Origin of the sequence: Paraburkholderia sp. CNPSo 3274 (genome assembly GCF_024206475.1) — a bacterium.
Lineage (GTDB): Bacteria > Pseudomonadota > Gammaproteobacteria > Burkholderiales > Burkholderiaceae > Paraburkholderia.
On the sequence record NZ_JAMBPR010000002.1, the window covers coordinates 149,200 to 165,199 of the forward strand.

The 16,000-nt window shown below is 65.8% G+C and carries 12 protein-coding genes and 3 pseudogenes; 4 read left to right on the forward strand and 11 right to left on the reverse strand.

Annotation, left to right across the window (positions count from 1 at the left end; all coding sequences use genetic code 11):
• Positions 1-691: 691 nt before the first annotated feature.
• On the reverse strand, positions 692-1,588 hold the full coding sequence (locus M3I54_RS01780; RefSeq protein ID WP_254332539.1) for an SH3 domain-containing protein: 897 nt from the start codon (positions 1,586-1,588) through the stop codon (positions 692-694).
• A gap of 468 nt (positions 1,589-2,056) precedes the next feature.
• Here M3I54_RS01780 and M3I54_RS01785 point away from each other — a divergent pair.
• Positions 2,057-2,591, forward strand: a pseudogene (locus tag M3I54_RS01785) (LysR family transcriptional regulator); the annotation flags it as partial.
• A gap of 264 nt (positions 2,592-2,855) precedes the next feature.
• Here M3I54_RS01785 and M3I54_RS01790 read toward each other — a convergent pair.
• The 5 genes from M3I54_RS01790 to M3I54_RS01810 all read right to left on the reverse strand — a co-directional run bounded on the left by M3I54_RS01790 (position 2,856) and on the right by M3I54_RS01810 (position 9,131).
• A complete protein-coding gene (locus M3I54_RS01790) occupies positions 2,856-3,917 on the reverse strand; it encodes a fimbrial protein (RefSeq protein WP_254332540.1) in 1,062 nt (353 codons plus the stop codon).
• 238 nt (positions 3,918-4,155) lie between these two features.
• On the reverse strand, positions 4,156-6,744 hold the full coding sequence (locus M3I54_RS01795) for a fimbria/pilus outer membrane usher protein (RefSeq protein ID WP_254332541.1): 2,589 nt from the start codon (positions 6,742-6,744) through the stop codon (positions 4,156-4,158).
• Positions 6,745-6,886: 142 nt separating this feature from the next.
• A complete protein-coding gene (locus M3I54_RS01800) occupies positions 6,887-7,684 on the reverse strand; it encodes a fimbria/pilus periplasmic chaperone (RefSeq protein ID WP_254332542.1) in 798 nt (265 codons plus the stop codon).
• A gap of 127 nt (positions 7,685-7,811) precedes the next feature.
• Entirely contained in the window at positions 7,812-8,351 is a 540-nt protein-coding gene (locus tag M3I54_RS01805; RefSeq protein WP_302058795.1) for a fimbrial protein, read from the reverse strand.
• Between the two features lie 570 nt (positions 8,352-8,921).
• Positions 8,922-9,131 carry a hypothetical protein gene (locus M3I54_RS01810; protein WP_254332543.1) on the reverse strand — a complete coding sequence of 70 codons (210 nt, stop codon included), beginning with the start codon at positions 9,129-9,131 and terminating at the stop codon, positions 8,922-8,924.
• On the opposite strand from M3I54_RS01810, the pseudogene M3I54_RS01815 reads away from it, so the two are divergent.
• A pseudogene (locus M3I54_RS01815) lies at positions 9,094-9,978 on the forward strand (XdhC family protein); the annotation flags it as partial. The gene M3I54_RS01810 and the pseudogene M3I54_RS01815 sit on opposite strands and share 38 nt — an antisense overlap.
• On the opposite strand, the pseudogene M3I54_RS01820 reads toward M3I54_RS01815, so the two are convergent.
• Positions 9,977-10,134: pseudogene (locus M3I54_RS01820) on the reverse strand (alpha/beta hydrolase); the annotation flags it as partial. The pseudogenes M3I54_RS01815 and M3I54_RS01820 sit on opposite strands and share 2 nt — an antisense overlap.
• 128 nt (positions 10,135-10,262) lie before the next feature.
• On the reverse strand, positions 10,263-10,910 hold the full coding sequence (ribA, locus tag M3I54_RS01825; protein ID WP_254332544.1) for a GTP cyclohydrolase II: 648 nt from the start codon (positions 10,908-10,910) through the stop codon (positions 10,263-10,265).
• A 295-nt stretch (positions 10,911-11,205) separates the two neighbouring features.
• Between ribA and M3I54_RS01830 the strand changes: the two genes are divergently transcribed.
• Positions 11,206-11,649, forward strand: a complete 444-nt coding sequence (locus M3I54_RS01830) for a CBS domain-containing protein (RefSeq protein WP_254332546.1) — start codon at positions 11,206-11,208, stop codon at positions 11,647-11,649.
• 402 nt (positions 11,650-12,051) lie between these two features.
• Here the strand turns inward: M3I54_RS01830 and M3I54_RS01835 are convergent, their stop codons facing one another.
• Entirely contained in the window at positions 12,052-12,396 is a 345-nt protein-coding gene (locus M3I54_RS01835) for a DUF4148 domain-containing protein (RefSeq protein WP_254332547.1), read from the reverse strand.
• Between the two features lie 216 nt (positions 12,397-12,612).
• Positions 12,613-13,233, reverse strand: coding sequence for a DNA-3-methyladenine glycosylase (locus M3I54_RS01840; RefSeq protein WP_254332549.1), 621 nt, complete (start codon positions 13,231-13,233; stop codon positions 12,613-12,615).
• Between the two features lie 217 nt (positions 13,234-13,450).
• Here M3I54_RS01840 and M3I54_RS01845 point away from each other — a divergent pair, with 217 nt between their 5' ends.
• Positions 13,451-13,843, forward strand: coding sequence for a hypothetical protein (locus M3I54_RS01845; RefSeq protein ID WP_254332551.1), 393 nt, complete (start codon positions 13,451-13,453; stop codon positions 13,841-13,843).
• A 7-nt stretch (positions 13,844-13,850) separates the two neighbouring features.
• On the opposite strand, the gene prpR is transcribed toward M3I54_RS01845, so the two are convergent.
• Complete coding sequence (gene prpR / locus M3I54_RS01850) at positions 13,851-15,887, reverse strand: propionate catabolism operon regulatory protein PrpR (RefSeq protein ID WP_254332691.1); 2,037 nt, start codon at positions 15,885-15,887, stop codon at positions 13,851-13,853.
• Positions 15,888-16,000: the final 113 nt, after the last annotated feature.

Below are 16,000 nucleotides of genomic sequence, written 5' to 3' on the forward strand. Positions count from 1 at the left end.
TCGCGGACGCAACAACGTCGAGCCGCTCGCAATACGCGAAGCGGCAAAAAGAATGCGTTTAGAAGTGCGGAAAAAAATGTGGCGACGGCCGCGTGCTACGCACTGCCTGGTCTCCGGATTCCGCCCCCGGAGTCGGACCGCCAGCGCAGTCATCGTCGTACGCGGCGCGAGCCCCGCTGCCAGCGTCACCGCCCGACGCTGTCAGCGGGCCGCAGCCGCCTCCCTGCACGACGAGGCACGTACCGCCATCGCCACGTCCACCTCAAAGCACTGGTTTTCCCAGCGTTATCCGGCGAACTCGGGTTCGCTCTGACTTCCTCTTGCTGACTGCGTCGCCTGGTCCCGAGCGCGCCAGCCCCCGTAGCAGATATCCGTTGCCAGCGGCACGTGCGCGAAGCTCGCATGGCGCCGGCGGCGTGCGGCCGTGCGTGCACTCGCCGCGACGACGTATTCTCACCTGGCTGCCATGAATTTACTGTCAGGGATTGTTAAATCTGTCAGAACCGAAGAAAAACGATGAAACGCCAGCCGGATAGCATGGCTTGGGCGATGGCTCCCGCGAGCCTGGGTAACGCGGCGCATGACCGTCACGCGCCTTGATTGATTCGCAATCCTAACTCGCAGCCGGAAAACAGCAGCGGCGGGATTCCGGCCACGGTGATCCCACCGCTGCTAAGCGATGCGGTATGCGTTAGTGCTCGGTTTGCCGCTCGTTGCCCCGTTCGCCACCCTGGCTGGGGCCATGGCCACTCTGACCACCCTGAGGCGGCGCGGCCGGCCGCCCCTGCGGCTGTTGAGCTGCTGGCGCGGGCGGGCGCATGCTGCCCTGCGGCTGTTGAGGTGCTGGTCCGGGCGCGCGCATGCCGCCCTGCGGCTGAGACTCCGGCGGACGCGCATAGCCCTGCGCGGGCGCGACGGCCGGCGGCCGGCCGCCGAACTGCTGCTGCTCGGGCGGATGCCCCGCCTCGTGAGGACGCATGGTGCCCGGCTGCTCCCCGTTCCCGGGCGGGCGTTGCGCTCCGGGCGGCGGTGCGCCGCGCATCGGCTCATTGGGCGCGGACGGGCGCCCGCCACCGCCAGGCTGAATGGCGGCCGGACGGCCCGGCGCACCATGCCACGCCGGCGCTGCCGGCGGGCGGCCGCGTTCAGGCGGCGGCACGTGCTCCCAGCGCCGCTGTTCGCCATACCATGGCCGGTCGCGATAGAAACTGCCCCAGTAGGCGCCGAGCGAGAACGCCACGATCGGCAGGCCGATCTCCGCGCCATAGTCGGTGAGCGGCACGTAGTTGCCCTGATACGGATAACTGAGATACCCACCGTAGACCCAGCCGCGCAGACCGGGCACCGTGACGTCGCACCACGAATAGTCACCCACGCAGCCCATCACGGTGACGGGCTGGCCGGGTCCCAGTTCGGCAACGACGGGATAGTCGCCTGAAGGCCCTGCGTACAGATCCACCGGTTCGCTCGTGTAGGCCGCGGATTGCGCGCTGGCGTCGGACGACGCCAGCACAAGGCCGGTTGCGAGGTACGCGCTGGCGAGCGCAGGTACGAGCGCACGCAGGCGCGTGTTGAAGCGCTTGGACATTGTTTCTCCCTGTTCCAGCTAGTTTGCCGCTGCGCAATTATCGTGCCCGAGCCTCGTAGTCACGCTGGTTCGAGGGGGTTGCGCTAGTCAAGCCAGGCCTGAACGGCCGCGACGCATTGCAGGGCATGGACTGGGCACTCTCGCTGTCTGCGGCGTTATTCGTTTTCTTCGAAGTAATGAAGCGGCTATGCCTGACGGCCCTTTGCTTGCAAACCTACGCCAAAACTTACACCGGAATACCTCACAAGTCCTCGGTATATACGTGCCGCATTATGGCAGCAGGGGAAACGTATTGACTTGGTCAGTCACAGGGCAGAATGCGTTCGTTCAGGACTCGATACCCACTCGACTCGATACCGTGGGTTAGCGATACGACGCCCACCTCATGAAAGACGGCGCGCGGTACTATCTTCGTCGGCCCGTCCCGTATCCCCCTGTCCCATGGAACTGAAGCAGATCTAGTACTTCATCGCGCTATTCGAAGAACGCAACGTCACGCGCGCCGCCAGGCGGCTCAACATTGCGCAACCGGCGCTCAGCATGCAGATCGCCAAGCTCGAAACGGAGTTTCGGCAAAAGCTCTTCGAGCGTGGGCCGCACGGCATGGCGCCGACCGAAGCCGCACGGTTGATGTACCGCCTTTACACGCCGATCATGCGCGACATCGAATCACGCACGGGAGCACCTGAGTCGTCGCGATGTCATCGTGACGGGCCGGGTGTCGCTGGGGATGGTGTCGTCGGAGGCGCAGAGCGTATTGCCCGAATCGCTCGCCCGATTTGATGCGCTTTTCCCGCAAGTCGAAGTCTGCGTCGCCGATGGCTTCAGCGCGCAACTGATCGACGCTGTCGAATCTGGCCGGCTCGATGCCGCCATCATCAACAAGCCGCGCGGACGGCTGACGCTACACGTAGAGCCTTTGCTCGTCGAGGAAATGGTGCTGGTGACGAGCGTGATGCACGGCCCAAAGCTGCCCGACGAGATCGATCTCACGCAGCAGTCGGATGATGCCGATCAAGATAAACGCGCCCTTGCGTCCGATGAACGTACTGACGTGCCCTGCCGCGACCGAAGCGAGCACCACGGCCACGCTGCAGATCATCAGGATCGCGGCGGCGGCACACAGCCGGCGCAATTTGCTGCGCCACCAGGAACTTGGTCAATACGCCTGGCTTCGGCATCGCTCGAAACGCTGAGCGGGGCGTACCGCAGCCGATGACGCGCCGCGCCCCGGGCCGTTTGCGCGCGGGCGCCCGTCCTCGGCGCGCTAACGATAGGTCATGGTGAACGTCAACGACGTATTGGCCGTGCCGGGGCCGACACTCGCGCCGGTCTGGTAGTAGCGCGCCTTCATCGGAATCACATAGCTGCCGCCTGTGCTGCCGCGGTAGGCGCTAAAGGCCGTCGACGTGGCGAGCGGGAAAGTGTTGCCCGCTCCGTCGAGTAATTGCACGCCGATTCCCGTGGCGGTCGAACCGCCGTCGAGCGCCACCACGGAAGCCGCGCTGCTGATCAGGTTCGTGGTCGCATCGATCTGGTAGGTGATGCTGTTCATGCCCGCCGGACAGTTATTGAGCGGGATATTGAAGCCAGTCGCGCTGCTATAGCTGCCCGGACCGCGAAACTCCGACGAGCGATGCGAGCCGAGGTCGACGGCCACATCGGGCGTCGTGCACGCTGCCACCACGAAGGTCGCATTGCCCGAGACGACGATGTTGGTGACGTTCTCGTAGGAACTGCCGATCTGCATCGCCGTCTGCGCCACGAGTCCGCTTACGTTGGTCGTGCCGCCCTGCATGGGGCCGGTCTTCACGTACGCAAAGGTAGCCGATACGCCGAAAATCGCGCCTTGCGCCTGGCCGCCGCTCTGCCAGCTATTGCCTTGATGCCAGCTCAGAGGGATCCCCCAGCCAGGCGGGAACCACGCCGAGGCGACAAAGTTTTCGACGCCGAGTACGATGCCCACGCCGGCCAGATTCGTCTTGTAGACCTGATACACGACACCGCTCGGCGCCGTGAACGTCGTCCCCGTATCGGTCAGGCCCACGGCCATGGTGGCCGGCCCCGCCCAGGTGTTCGCGGGCACGGTACAGGTCCAGAGGTTCGAATACGGCGCGCCGGTCGGAAACGCGGTGAACGGCGTCAATTGCGTGCCGACGGGCGCATCGCGAGGAATCGTGTAGGTGCCGGTCGGCAGGGTCAGGTTGAGCGCAGTGACGTTGGCCGTGCAAACCGCCGCATACGCCATGCTGCTCGTCAGCGCACCTGCCGCAACGAGGAGCGCTGCACCAAGACGGCGTCGCACGCATCGAAGCATCCAGAACATCATCGTTGTCTTCCTTGAATCATCGAATTGCATGGTGGCCTCACGCCGTTATTGAAGGGGTGTCCGCACGGGCACGAGGTGCGTGTCCGGAGACTCGAGGCGGCTGCACCGGGACAAGGAAGCCGCTCGTGCGGTGCCGCCAGTGCGCTGCAAACCCAGAGGAGCATCGGAGGCCGCCGCTCGCAACGCCCGAGGCCCTGTCCAGAGGACGGCGGGGGCGCCGTTCGCGAACGACCCGCCATCAGTGCGCGTTCGCAAGCAGATGAACGCCATCGCATACCGCTTCGATCGTCGACCACACGCTCACATTGGCCAGCGCCGCCTTGGGCAGCACGTAGTGCAACTGACACGCCTTGTTTGCGGCATCGTTCACCTGCACCGTGAGATCGCCCTCCTCCGACTTGAGCCCGCGCACCACGATGCGTCCGCCCTGCGCCACCGTGCCGACGACATTGCCCGCCGCATCGTGGACCTGCGCGCCGAACGGCACCGCTGTGCCATCGGCCATGCGGGCCTTGATGATCAGCGAGGCGCCGGGATTGTCGGTCTCGAACTTCGCCCGGACAACGGCACCCGAGGTCGGTGCGACGCGCTGCATCGTAGACTTCAGTTCGACGCTGACCGGCAGGCCCTTCGGGTCGATCTCGATCTCGTTGCTCGCGAACGGCGTCAGATTCGTCACGATCGCATGGCCCCACGGATCGACGCGCAAGCCGCTGCCGGCGGTCACGCGCGCGCCGGCGGCATCGCGGGCTTCGACGATCGCGATGGTCTCGCCCATCGCCGGCGTGAACGCCACGCCGCCCCCATAGGCGACGATGCCACCCGAAAGGCCCGCGCCCGTCTGGTTGTAGCTGGTGCCCGCAGACGCGCTCGCCGTCACCGTGGTGACCGGGGAGCGGTATGCCACGTTGCCGCCCGCGTTCGTCACGTCGCGCGTCTCGCTGCCGCCCGTATAGCCGGCATTCACGCCGTAGCTGAAGGCGTTGTCGACGCCCGCGGTGCCGGTGACCGAGGTCTGCAGGTTCGTCGTGTGATCGGAGCCGGTTTGCAGGCTGGTCGACGAGTACGGCGCATGGGCGCCCGTGCCGAGCGGAATGCCCACCGTGAGCATGAAACGGTTGTCCCACTGTCGCGAGGTCAGCATGTACTGACGCGACACCGATACGTTGTAGTTGAGGCGCCTGAAGCTGTTGTTGTAGCCCGCCTGAAACTGCGTGTCGGTGCCCGAGCGGTTCCAGTAGTCCTGCGTCGAGCCGGTGACATAGAACGCGCCGTAGCCCGGCGGCAGACTCTGGTTCACGGTGACTTGCAGGCTGTTGCGCTGGATGCCTCCACCGTAGAAGCTCCCGGCCGCGTTGCCGGTCTCGCGCAGGAACATGGCGTCGCGCAGGCTTAGGTAGCCGCTGCTCGAGTAGCGATACGCGGCCACCGCGACGTTCGTGTTGGTCGGCGCGATCAGCTTGCTGTAGCTCAGGCGCAGGCTCTGCCCGCTGCGCGACGGCTGGCTGCCGAGCGACGCGCTCGACTGCGTGAGATCGAGGCCGAACGCGCCGATCGGCGTGTTCAGGGCGGTGCCGATCACGGCCGCCGCATAACCCTCGGCGATCGTCACGCCGCCATAGCCGGTCAGCAGGTTCGTGAAGCCGTGCTGCACGGTGGCCTGTGCAAGCCCCGGGTGGGCGGACAACATGGCGTCGCGATACTGGCCCGCCGTGATGCTGAAACGCGTGATGCCTGGCCGCAGCGCATTCACGGCTGCGGCATACGGCACCACCGAGATGCTTTGCGAGCCGTCGGCCTCGGTCACGACGACCTGCAGGTTGCCGCCGTAACCGGTCGCGTAGAGATCGTCGATTTCGAACGGCCCGGGCGCGACGCTCGTTTCGTACAGCACGTTGCCGTTCTGCGTGACCTGCACGAGCGCGTTGCTGCGCGCGATGCCGCGGATGGTCGGCGCATAGCCGCGCTGCGATTCCGGGTACATGCGGTCGTCGGTGGCGAGCTGCACGCCGCGAAAGCCGACACTGTCGAACATCGCGCCATCCGTGAAGGCATCGCCCACGACCAGCTGACTCTTCAGGGGCGCTATCGCCCGTTGCAGGCTGGTCTGGATGCTCTGATAGTGCGTGCCGGTCTGATTGCTGTTGGTCAGGCTGCCGTTGTGACGAAAGCGCCAGGCGCCGACGTTGACCCCAGCGTTCAGCCCGAGATAGCTCTGCGTGGACGACGCGCCGCTGGCCTGGGCATGGTAGATATTGCCGTTGTATTGAAGGATCGCGGCCGGCACGCCGTCGTCCCAGTAGCGCGGATCCACATAGCCCCGCGCGCGGCGGCTCAGCGCCGCCTGCGGAATGCTGACGTCGAGCCGGAGCTCGCTGCTGTCGAACGTGGCTGCCGCGGCGTCGATGAGCGAGGACAATGGCGCGCACGCATCGCTGCCGCCTTCGAGCAACGCGGCCTTATCGTGCGGCAGACGCGTGAGGTCGATGCCCATGCGTTCGAGCAGCGCGCGATCGAAGCAGGGCTCGACGCGCTCCCCTTCCATCTGCTTCAGGGTCACTTCGGCACGGCCGAGCCAGGCCTCGTTGACGAACAGATCGGCGCGATACTGGCCGGGCAGCGAAACGTTGCCCTTGTCGAAGCGGCTGATATCGACCGAGGAAGGCCCGAACTGGTTCAGGAAGGTGTCGTTGAACTGGACTTGCGCGACCTTGGCGGGCTCGCCCGCTGCGCAGGCGAAGTGGCCCGCGGAGAGACTGTACAGCACGCATGCGCATAGGGGTCGCAGACGCAGCCCCGATAGACGATAAGCATTTCTAACATTCATGGCGACATTTCTCACTGCGAAAGCGGATCCCTGCCGCTCGCGCGCGGCACGCGCACCACTTTTAGCTGGGGGATCGGCCTCTCGATGAGGCGCTTGCGATCGCGCTGGCTCCTGCCTGCCGTGCGACCGGTGGGACGCCGGCTCAGGGCGCGGCGGGAGCCGCCATACGGGACAGCGCCGGCGCCGGACCCTGCAGTAACGGCGCTTCGCCATCGACGTTGCCGCCGTAGTCGTTGAGGACGTGGTAGCGGACCTTCGCCGCCGCCGAGCCGCTCACGCTGCCGGCCAGCGGCAAACTGGCGGTTTCGCCCGGGGCGATCATCGCGCCGTCGGCGAGGGTGGCCTTGCTGGCGCCGTCCTGGAGCTCCGCGCCCGTCAACGACACGTGATACGGCGACGGATTGCTGACCTCCAACGCGTTCTGCCCGTGGTCCGCGACGAGGCGCCAGGTCATCTGCTCAGCCGCCTGCTGAGGATCGGCCTTCAGTGCCTCGGGACGGAAAAACAGCTTGATGCGCGAGCGGAATGCCAGTTGCAGCTTGTTGATATCGGCTGCGTCGCCAGTCGGCCTGGGCGGAATCTCGAGGACGTTCAGCCAGAACACCGATTCGTGATCGGTGGCGAGCGGTTCGCCCGTATAGATGATGCGCAACGTCTGCCCCTTGCCGGGATCGATCCGCGCGATGGGCGGCGTGATCGTGAACGGCACCTCGATCGTGGCGGGCATGGCCTTGGGATCGCCCTTGTCGATCCAGACCTGCACCAGTGCGGGAGACTGGCCGACATTGGACAGCTTGAGCGTGACTTCCGGCTCGCGCTGGTTGTAGATCACTCGCGTGCCGGCGAGCACCACGGAGGCATGACTGTTAGTGCTCGCTGCCAGCGAGACGGCAGCGAAAGCAGCGGCGACGAGCGCCTTGAGTACGCGGTTGGCTTTCATCGTTAGGTAAGCGGGGCTAAAGCGGGAAGCGGTACGGCGAGTAGCGAGTAGCGAGTAGCGAGTAGCGAGCGGCAAGGCAAGGCAAGGCGAGGCGGGATGACCTGCCTCGCCTCGCCCAGCGACACGATTACTGGTAGGCGATCGTGTACATCACGCTCGAATTCGCCGCACCGGCCGTTGCCGCGGCGGTTGCCACGTACTGCGCGTAGTAGTTCAGCGTGGCCGAACCGTTGTTGATGGCGACAGGCAGCGAATTCTGCGAAGCATCGGCTGCGCCGAGCCCGATGTTCGTAAAGTTGTTGTTTTGCAGGCCGATTTCGACGTTTGTCGCGCCGCCGGCGTTCAGGACGAGGTGGCCGGTGGCGGCGTTGACCGTCGGACCTGCCTCGAAGTACGTGTGCACGTTGCCGCTATCCGGCGTACAGGCGCTGAGCGCGATGTTGAACGGCGTGCGGCCCGCGGTCTGGCCCGCCGTGGCAAGCGTCGACGCCGACACGGTGGGCAGTGCCACCGTGAAGTTGTTGCTGCCCGAGCCGTTGCCGTTGATCGTGCAGGTCTGCGCGGTGATGTTGCCGGTGAACTGGATCGTGCCGTCGGCGGCGAATGCGCCTTGGGCCATCAGAGCTGCTCCAGTGGCGACCAGGATGGAGAGAAGCTTGAGTTTCATCACTTGGTATTTCCAGAAAAAGTAACTGTTTTGCGCAGCCTGGGCACCTGCCGTGACCTGGCTGCTCTAGCCGAATGTCTGCTTGCCGTCTCGCCGCAGATAGCGACGAGCGATGCGCGCTCATCCGGAAGGTGCCCTTATGGGACCCAGATGATTATGTCGAGCGGGGACGGCCAGCCCTATCAGAACGTTCTTAAAAAACAGGCACTTAACGATATTTGTAGATTTCCTTGGGCGGCCGTTTCGCGGACCGGTCTGGCGTGGTCGCGGACATGGGCAGGGCGAGGACAAGCAGCGGGACTGCGCGACGAGGCTCGCGCTCGTTGCGAATCGGAAGGCGAGCGAAGAGTCGTCAGCGCAAGAGCAATGAAGCGGGCTGGACGCGGGGCTTCGGGCGGCCGAACGAACGCAGCGTTGCCGCTGGGGTTGCAGCAGCGACGGGATCAACGGAGGTGTTGGAGGTGAAACGGAAAGGGGGGTGTTTCAGAGCCGCCGGTGACGGCATACGCGCGCGAGTGCAAAGTCGTGCCGACTCGAGTGCGTCGGGAGCGGCACACCGCCGTGTTCACATCAATCCCAGCAGTTGCGAAATGCGACCGCCGCGATCACTGGCACGCACAGCACGAGTGGGATCGCGAAGTAAGGCACTTCGAGACCAACGAACCAGGTATAGACGAGCCAGCCGACCCCGGCACCTAACGTCGCAATGCCTACGAGAGCAGTTAGCAGGTTCAGTAGCGCCGATGGGCATGTGGTCGGGTCGGTGTCGGGCGGATGCATCGAAGACGATCTGATCGATCGCGTGCGGCAGCGAGGCATCGAACAGGAAAGGCCGCAGGCGTTGAAGTACGGCGTCAGCGCACAAGAGGCGCATCGCTTCGGCCTGCCTTGTGGCGGCACCATTCAGCTCGTGCTGGAGCCGTTGACGCCTGGGAGCGGTATCGCGGAGCTGTGTGCAGCGGTGGAGGCAGGCAGGCTCGTCGCGCGCACGCTCGACATGGCGACGGGCGCTGCGCGACTCGAACCCGCGCAGGCGACGGACGGCGTGCTCTTCGACGGGACGACGCTGCTGACCATCCACGGGCCCCGTTACCGGATGCTGGTGATCGGCGCGGGACAGTTGTCGCGCTATCTGTGCAGCATCGCGGTGGGGCTGGATTATCAGGTGACGGTGTGCGATCCGCGCGAGGAATATACGGACGAGTGGAACGTGCCGGGCACGACCATCGTTCGCGCCATGCCCGACGACACCGTAATGGACATGAAGCTCGACGACCGCTATGCGGTGATCGCGCTGACGCACGATCCGAAGCTCGACGATCTTGCGCTGACGGAAGCGCTGAAAACGCCTGCGTTCTATGTGGGTGCGCTCGGTTCGCGTCGCAATAACGCGGCGCGGCGCAAGCGCTTGAAGGAGTTCGATCTCAACGATGAAGAACTCGCGCGCCTGCACGGACCGGTGGGCATCTACATCGGCAGCCGGACGCCGCCGGAGATCGCCCTGTCGATACTGGCCGAATTGACGGCCGCGAAAAATGGCGTGTCGTTGCCGGAACTGCTACGGGTCGAAGGCGCTAAGGCGGCCCGGAAGATGGCGAGCAACGCGGTGGGCTGCGGCGCCTTGTAAGCTTCACTTGCCGCATGCGGCTGCGACTGGCGACTTGTAGCGGTACGTCCACGATTTGCGGCTCGTCGAAGCCTGGAGCCTTAGTCCTGGAAATCCCTCAAACGTCATGTGCTGGCCGCTGGGCAGCTTGGCTGCGGTACGTGCATCAAAGCCCATACTTCCCTCGGCGTAGTTTTTTCTGAGAGAAGCATACTCGGCGTAGGTTTCCAGCACAACGCCGCAAAAACCTACGCCAACGTAGCGAGACTCCGTGCGGACGAACCCGGACAGGTCTCGTATTTCTGCTACTCGTTTTCTTCGAAGTAATGCCCGAACTTGACCTGCTTGGTGCGGATATAACGCTCGTTTTCCTCGCGCATCGGAATCGCGAGCGCCACGCGCTCGATCACCGGGAGGCCGTGCTGCCTGAGCGTGTCGAACTTCTTCGGATTGTTGCTCATGAGCTTCACCGACGACACTTTCAGCAGGCGCAGGATCGCTGCCGCCGAATCGTATTCGCGCGCGTCGTCAGGCAGACCGAGATCGAGGTTCGCCTCGACGGTGTCGCGGCCCTGCTGCTGCAACTGGTACGCGCGAATCTTGTTCGACAGGCCGATGCCCCGGCCTTCGTGGCCACGCAGATAGAGCAGCACGCCACGGCCTTCGGCCGCGATGTAGCGCAGCGCGAGGTCGAGCTGCTCGCCGCAGTCGCAGCGGTAGGAACCGAACACGTCGCCGGTCAGGCACTCGGAGTGGAGCCGCGTCAGCGTGGGCTCGCCGCTGCCCACGTCGCCCATGACGAGCGCGAGATGCTCGGCGCCGCCGTCCTTCACCCGGTAGACATAGGACTCGAACGTGCCGTAGCGGGTCGGCAGCGTGGCGATCGCGTCAAGCACGACGCATTCGTTGGCGTTGTCGCCGTCCGCACAGGACGACTCAGGAAGCGTAGGCATGATTCTCGAGCAAAAAACTGGCAAAACCGGCTAGGGGCCGGGTTGAGGTTCGGAACCGGAGTTTACCGCCATTTGCTCCGCGCCGCCGCGCAGCCCTTGGGTGGCGGCTCGAATGGCGTGCCGTCCGAGCGCATGCCCCCAGCATAAATGGTGCGACCCCGCGCATACCCCGACGACGCATGGCACGCCAGCCGCCTATACTGGTATGGCTTTCCAATGGCTTGACGGGCAATACACCCGGCCTGCCGCGCCGCGCAAAGACTGGACAACCAGAAGGACGAAGAGGGGTCGCCCTATGACAAGCGTTGCACAGGTACTCAAATCGAAGCCGGAACAGGTGGTCTACACGATCGAAGCCTCCGATTCCGTCTACAACGCAATCCGCCTGATGGCCGATAAGCAGATCGGCGCGCTGCTCGTGACCGACGGTCCAACGATCGCCGGTATCGTCACGGAGCGTGACTACGCGCGCAAGATCGTGCTGATGGACCGATCGTCGAAAACGACCGCCGTGCGCGACATCATGAGCACGCACGTGCGCTTCGTCGAACCGGAGCAGACCACCTATGACTGCATGGCGCTCATGACCGAGCGGCGCATGCGCCACCTGCCCGTCATGGACGGCGGCAAGCTCGTGGGGATGGTGTCGATCGGCGACCTGGTGAAGGAAATCATCGCCGAGCAGAAGTTCACGATCGAGCAGCTCGAGCACTACATCACCGGCGGGACCGGCGCCTGAAGTAAAGCGCCGTCCCCTCCAAACCGCCAGATGTGAAAAAACGCCCAATCCCGACGGGGTTGGGCGAAGCCACCTTTCGGCGGCGGAGGTTCCATCCACGCACGAACAATCGCGCGACGGTTTGCGCGGCGGCGTGCCGCAAAGGCGGAACGGTGTCCGCCTTCGCCGGTATCGGTCGGGACTTTGCTGGGTGGGGCGCTGCCGGGCCAACTTGCGCGTGCGTGTCAGCTTGCTCGAAGCGCCCGGGGGCACCGGCTTGCGCGGGAACGGCCAGCCTGTGGCCGATCGATGTCGCGTGCGCCGGTGTCTGAGCGACGGCCGTTCACGGCGTTCGCTTGCCCCGGGCTTTGGCGCGCGGTGACGGTGCGCCCTGCCCGGTTATCCGCTTAGCTGCCCGCTCAGTTAGTTGCCGAAGTACACCGACTGCGACGGGCGCATCGTGGCCGGCTGGCCCGACTGCGCCGAACCCGAGGTCGACGGGCCATAGCCGCTCGTTTCGGCTGCCGGTGCCTGTTGCGCCAGGCCTTCCTGCTGGCTCACGCGGGCTTCGGCGGCCTGAATGTCGCTCGGGTACGTCGCGTCGTTGGCGGTAGCCGGGTTGTAGCCGGCCTTCTCGAGCTGGATCAATTCGGACTTCACTTCGGCGCGCGTGACCGGACCGTTGCCTTGCACCTGGGCAAACGAAAGGGTCGGAGCAGCCACGAGGGCGGCGACGAATGCGGCTTGAATCAGGGTACGGGACTTCATGGTCATTACCTCCATCACTTGTTTTATGCCGGCGGCGCTGTCTGCTTGCACCGCCGAACCAGTGATTTCAGTTTATTGAGACAAGTGACCAGGGGAAACCCTTAATTTGAGAAAATACACTTTCAACCACAGCAACAATGCCGCTCGCATGCGATGTCCCGCGAGCGGCTTGGGGCGCGGCGCTTGCCGCGCATTCTGCCGCGGCTCTCGAGCCAGTCACACCGGGGCGACTCTGCCGTCCAGCAGCTTGCGCGGGCCGCTCACGAACCGGCTGCCCAGTTCGTAGAAGCGCAGCGGCCGGTCCATTTCCCGCGAGAGCCCGATGCGCGTCGTCACGCCCACGGGCCGCTCGGGTTCGTCCACGCGGCCGATCCAGAGTCCGTGCCCACGGCACAGGTCCACACCGTCGAGGGCCGCCGCAATACCGAACGCCTGCGAGAGCCGTCCCGGCCCGCGCGCAAGATCGCGCAGCGGGACGCCGGGGCGCAGCGCCTCCATCGCGCCGATGCCTTCGAGCGGCTCCAGCGCGCGAAACAGGATGCCCGCGCCGACGTCCACGGCTTCGCTCGACATGTTGAACATCCAGGCGCTGCCGTAGGTCAGCCGCACGTGGGCATGTCCGCGTTCGAGGAACATCGCGGCGTTATACGGCCGGCGTCCGATGTAGGCGTAGCTCGTGGAGTCGCCAACGGGATACGCTTCGACTTCGACGAGCCGCCCCGCCATGCGCCCCCGCGCCAGGTCGCGCACGAGATATTTGCCGACCATGAAGCGCGCCAGCTCGGCGGTGTCGAGCGGCAGGTCGGCGCGGTGCAGTGGCAGAATCGTCATCGTCATCGAAGCGTTCTCAGGGTGGTCGGCGCGGCCATCGCGGTTTCACGCAACGGCAGAGTGTAGCGCTGCCGCGCTCATCCACCGCTTGGCCACGTGCGGCCGGCCATTGCGCTAACATCGTCCGTATATCCGCGCGAACGGTTCGCGCTACCTCATGATCCGGCGCGTGTCGTTCGACGATTCGTTACGACCCGACGAGCGCCACCGAAGGAGCCGCACGATGAACGAACAAAGCGCGATTCAATTCCTCTCGACCGTGCGCAAGCCCCTGCTCACGCTGCACAAGGCGATTCTCGACCATGAGCGCAAGGACTACGAACGGGAGTTCGGACCGGTTACGCCGGCGGCCTTCCTGCAGGTGCTCATCAACGGCTCGGGCTTTCGCTGGCTCATGCCGCTCTCGACGGTGATCGCCAACGTCGACGAAACGCTAGACGCAAAGGACGCGAGCTCCGACGACCGCATCGGCGCGGCGCAAGGCGTGGCCGCGCTCTTTTCCGGCGAGGAATCGGCGGAGTTCTACGAGCGTTATCAGGCGCTGTTGCAGGCGAGCCCAGAAATCCTGCACCTGCACGGCACCGTGGCGCCTCTGCTCAACGCACTGAAGAACTGAGCGCGATTCAACCACGCGGCGCCTTGCGAGGCGCCGTGGCCACCGTCGCCTCGGCGACCGCGCTGCCGCGCTTGCCCTTCGCGGCGGAAAGGCGCCGCCAGAGGGTCGTCTTGCTGATGCCGAGCATCTCACACGCACGGTCGCGATCGCCGTTGCAGGCATCAAGTGCGGCGCGGATTTCATCGGCTTCGGTGTTGAGGCTGCGCTCGCGCAAGGTGAGCGCAGCCTCTCCTGCCGTCGCTGCGGCGCCACTCGCAGCGCGGGGCGACTCGAACACCTCCGGCGCGATGGAGCGCAGCACGTCTGGCATCAGCACGTCCTCTTCCGAGTCGGCCAACTCCACCACCATCCGCTCGACCACGTTCTGCAGCTCGCGCACGTTGCCGGGCCATGCGTGCCGTGCGAGCGTGCCACTCACCAGCGCGAGCGTGCGCGCCGCGTCTTCTGGCGTGCGGATGCGCACGGCCACGCGCGGCTCGCGGCGCGACACCTGGAACAGCAGTTCCCCCGCCAGCAACGCGATATCGGCGGCGCGCTCGCGCAACGGCGGAATGGCGAGATTGAGAATGTTCAGGCGATAGAAGAGATCCGCGCGAAACTCGCCCGCTTCGATCTGCTCGGTGAGCGCGCGGTGCGTCGCGGCGACCACGCGCACGTCCACGCGCGTGGGCTCCGTGGCACCGAGGCGCACCACCTCGCGCTCCTGCAGCACGCGCAGCAGGCGGCTCTGCAACGGCAACGGCATCTCGCCGATTTCATCGAGAAAGAGCGTGCCGCGGTGCGCCGCCTCGATGAGTCCCACCTTGCCGCCGCGCCGCGCGCCCGTGAACGCGCCCTCCTCGTAGCCGAACAGTTCGCTCTCCAGCAGCGCCTCGGGAAACGCGCCGCAATTCATGGCGACGAACGGAAAGTCGCGCCGCGGGCTCTCGCGATGAATGCCCTGCGCGATCATCTCCTTGCCCGTGCCGCTTTCGCCGCGTATGAGCACCGTTGCGTCCGACTTCGCATAGCGCCGCGCGAGCTGGCGCACGCGCTCGATGCCGGGCGTTGCGCCGCTCAGGTCGTCCAGCCGGTAGCGCGCGACGAACTGCTGCGTGCGCTGGCGCGAGCGCAGCGTGCGGTCGAGCCGCTCCACTGCGCGCGACTCCTGGAACGTGAGCACGGCGCCCGTCGTCACGCCGTTGTCGACGAGCGGCCCGCGGTGCACGACGTAACTCACGCCCCTCACCGTCTCGAGCGATTCGCCATCGGCTTCGGGCAGCGCGAAGGCGATGTCGGGCGCGAGCGCCGCGAGAGACTGTCCCACGGCGGCCGCCGGATCGATGCCGAGCACGGCCGCGAGGCGCTGGTTGATCGCCTCCACGCGGCCGCGCGCGTCGAGCGCGACCACACCATCGCGCAGATGTTGCAGCACGCTGTCGAGGCGCTGGCGGCGCTGCGTTTCGCGCCAGGTGGCTTGCACGAGATCCAGCGCGTTATCGAAAGCCGCACGCACTGAGGGTCGCGAGTAGACGAAAAACGGCACGAGCCCGAGCCGGGCAGCGAGGTCGTTGACGAGGCCCGGCCCCACGACCGCGCCCACGCCGCGGTCGCGCAGGTCGAGCACGCAGGCCTCGGCGTCCTGGACCGTGCGGTACTGGCCGAACACCACGTCGATGCCATAGGCGCTGGCAAAGCGCCGCACCTCCACGGGCGTCTCGCCGTAGGTGACGAGCGCGACGAGATCGGCCTCGCGTCGCGCCCGGGCGAGCGCCTGCATCACGTCGAAGCCGGTGGGCTGCACGAGCACCACGGGCAGGTCGATACGCGCCTTCAGGTAGGTGCCGTTCGAGCCCGCCGCCACCACCACATCCGGCCGCTGGTTCGGCCCCGCTGCGGCGATTTCGGCCACCGCCTCCTCGAAGCCGCGCGGCACCACGCGCAGGTCCGCAAGCTCGTCGTATTCGCGGGCGATGTCGCGAAACAGGTCGCGCAGGCGGCTGATGCCCATGGCCCACACACGCGGGCGGATGGCGGAGGAAGCAGGAGCGGGAAAGCGGTTCATGATGTCCAGCGATACGGTCGTGGCGTCGAGGGCCGGCGCAGCCGAAAGCCGGCCGTCAGCCGGATTTCGCATTATCGCGCGTCGATTTCATTTTTGAAATCGCGATTTCATCA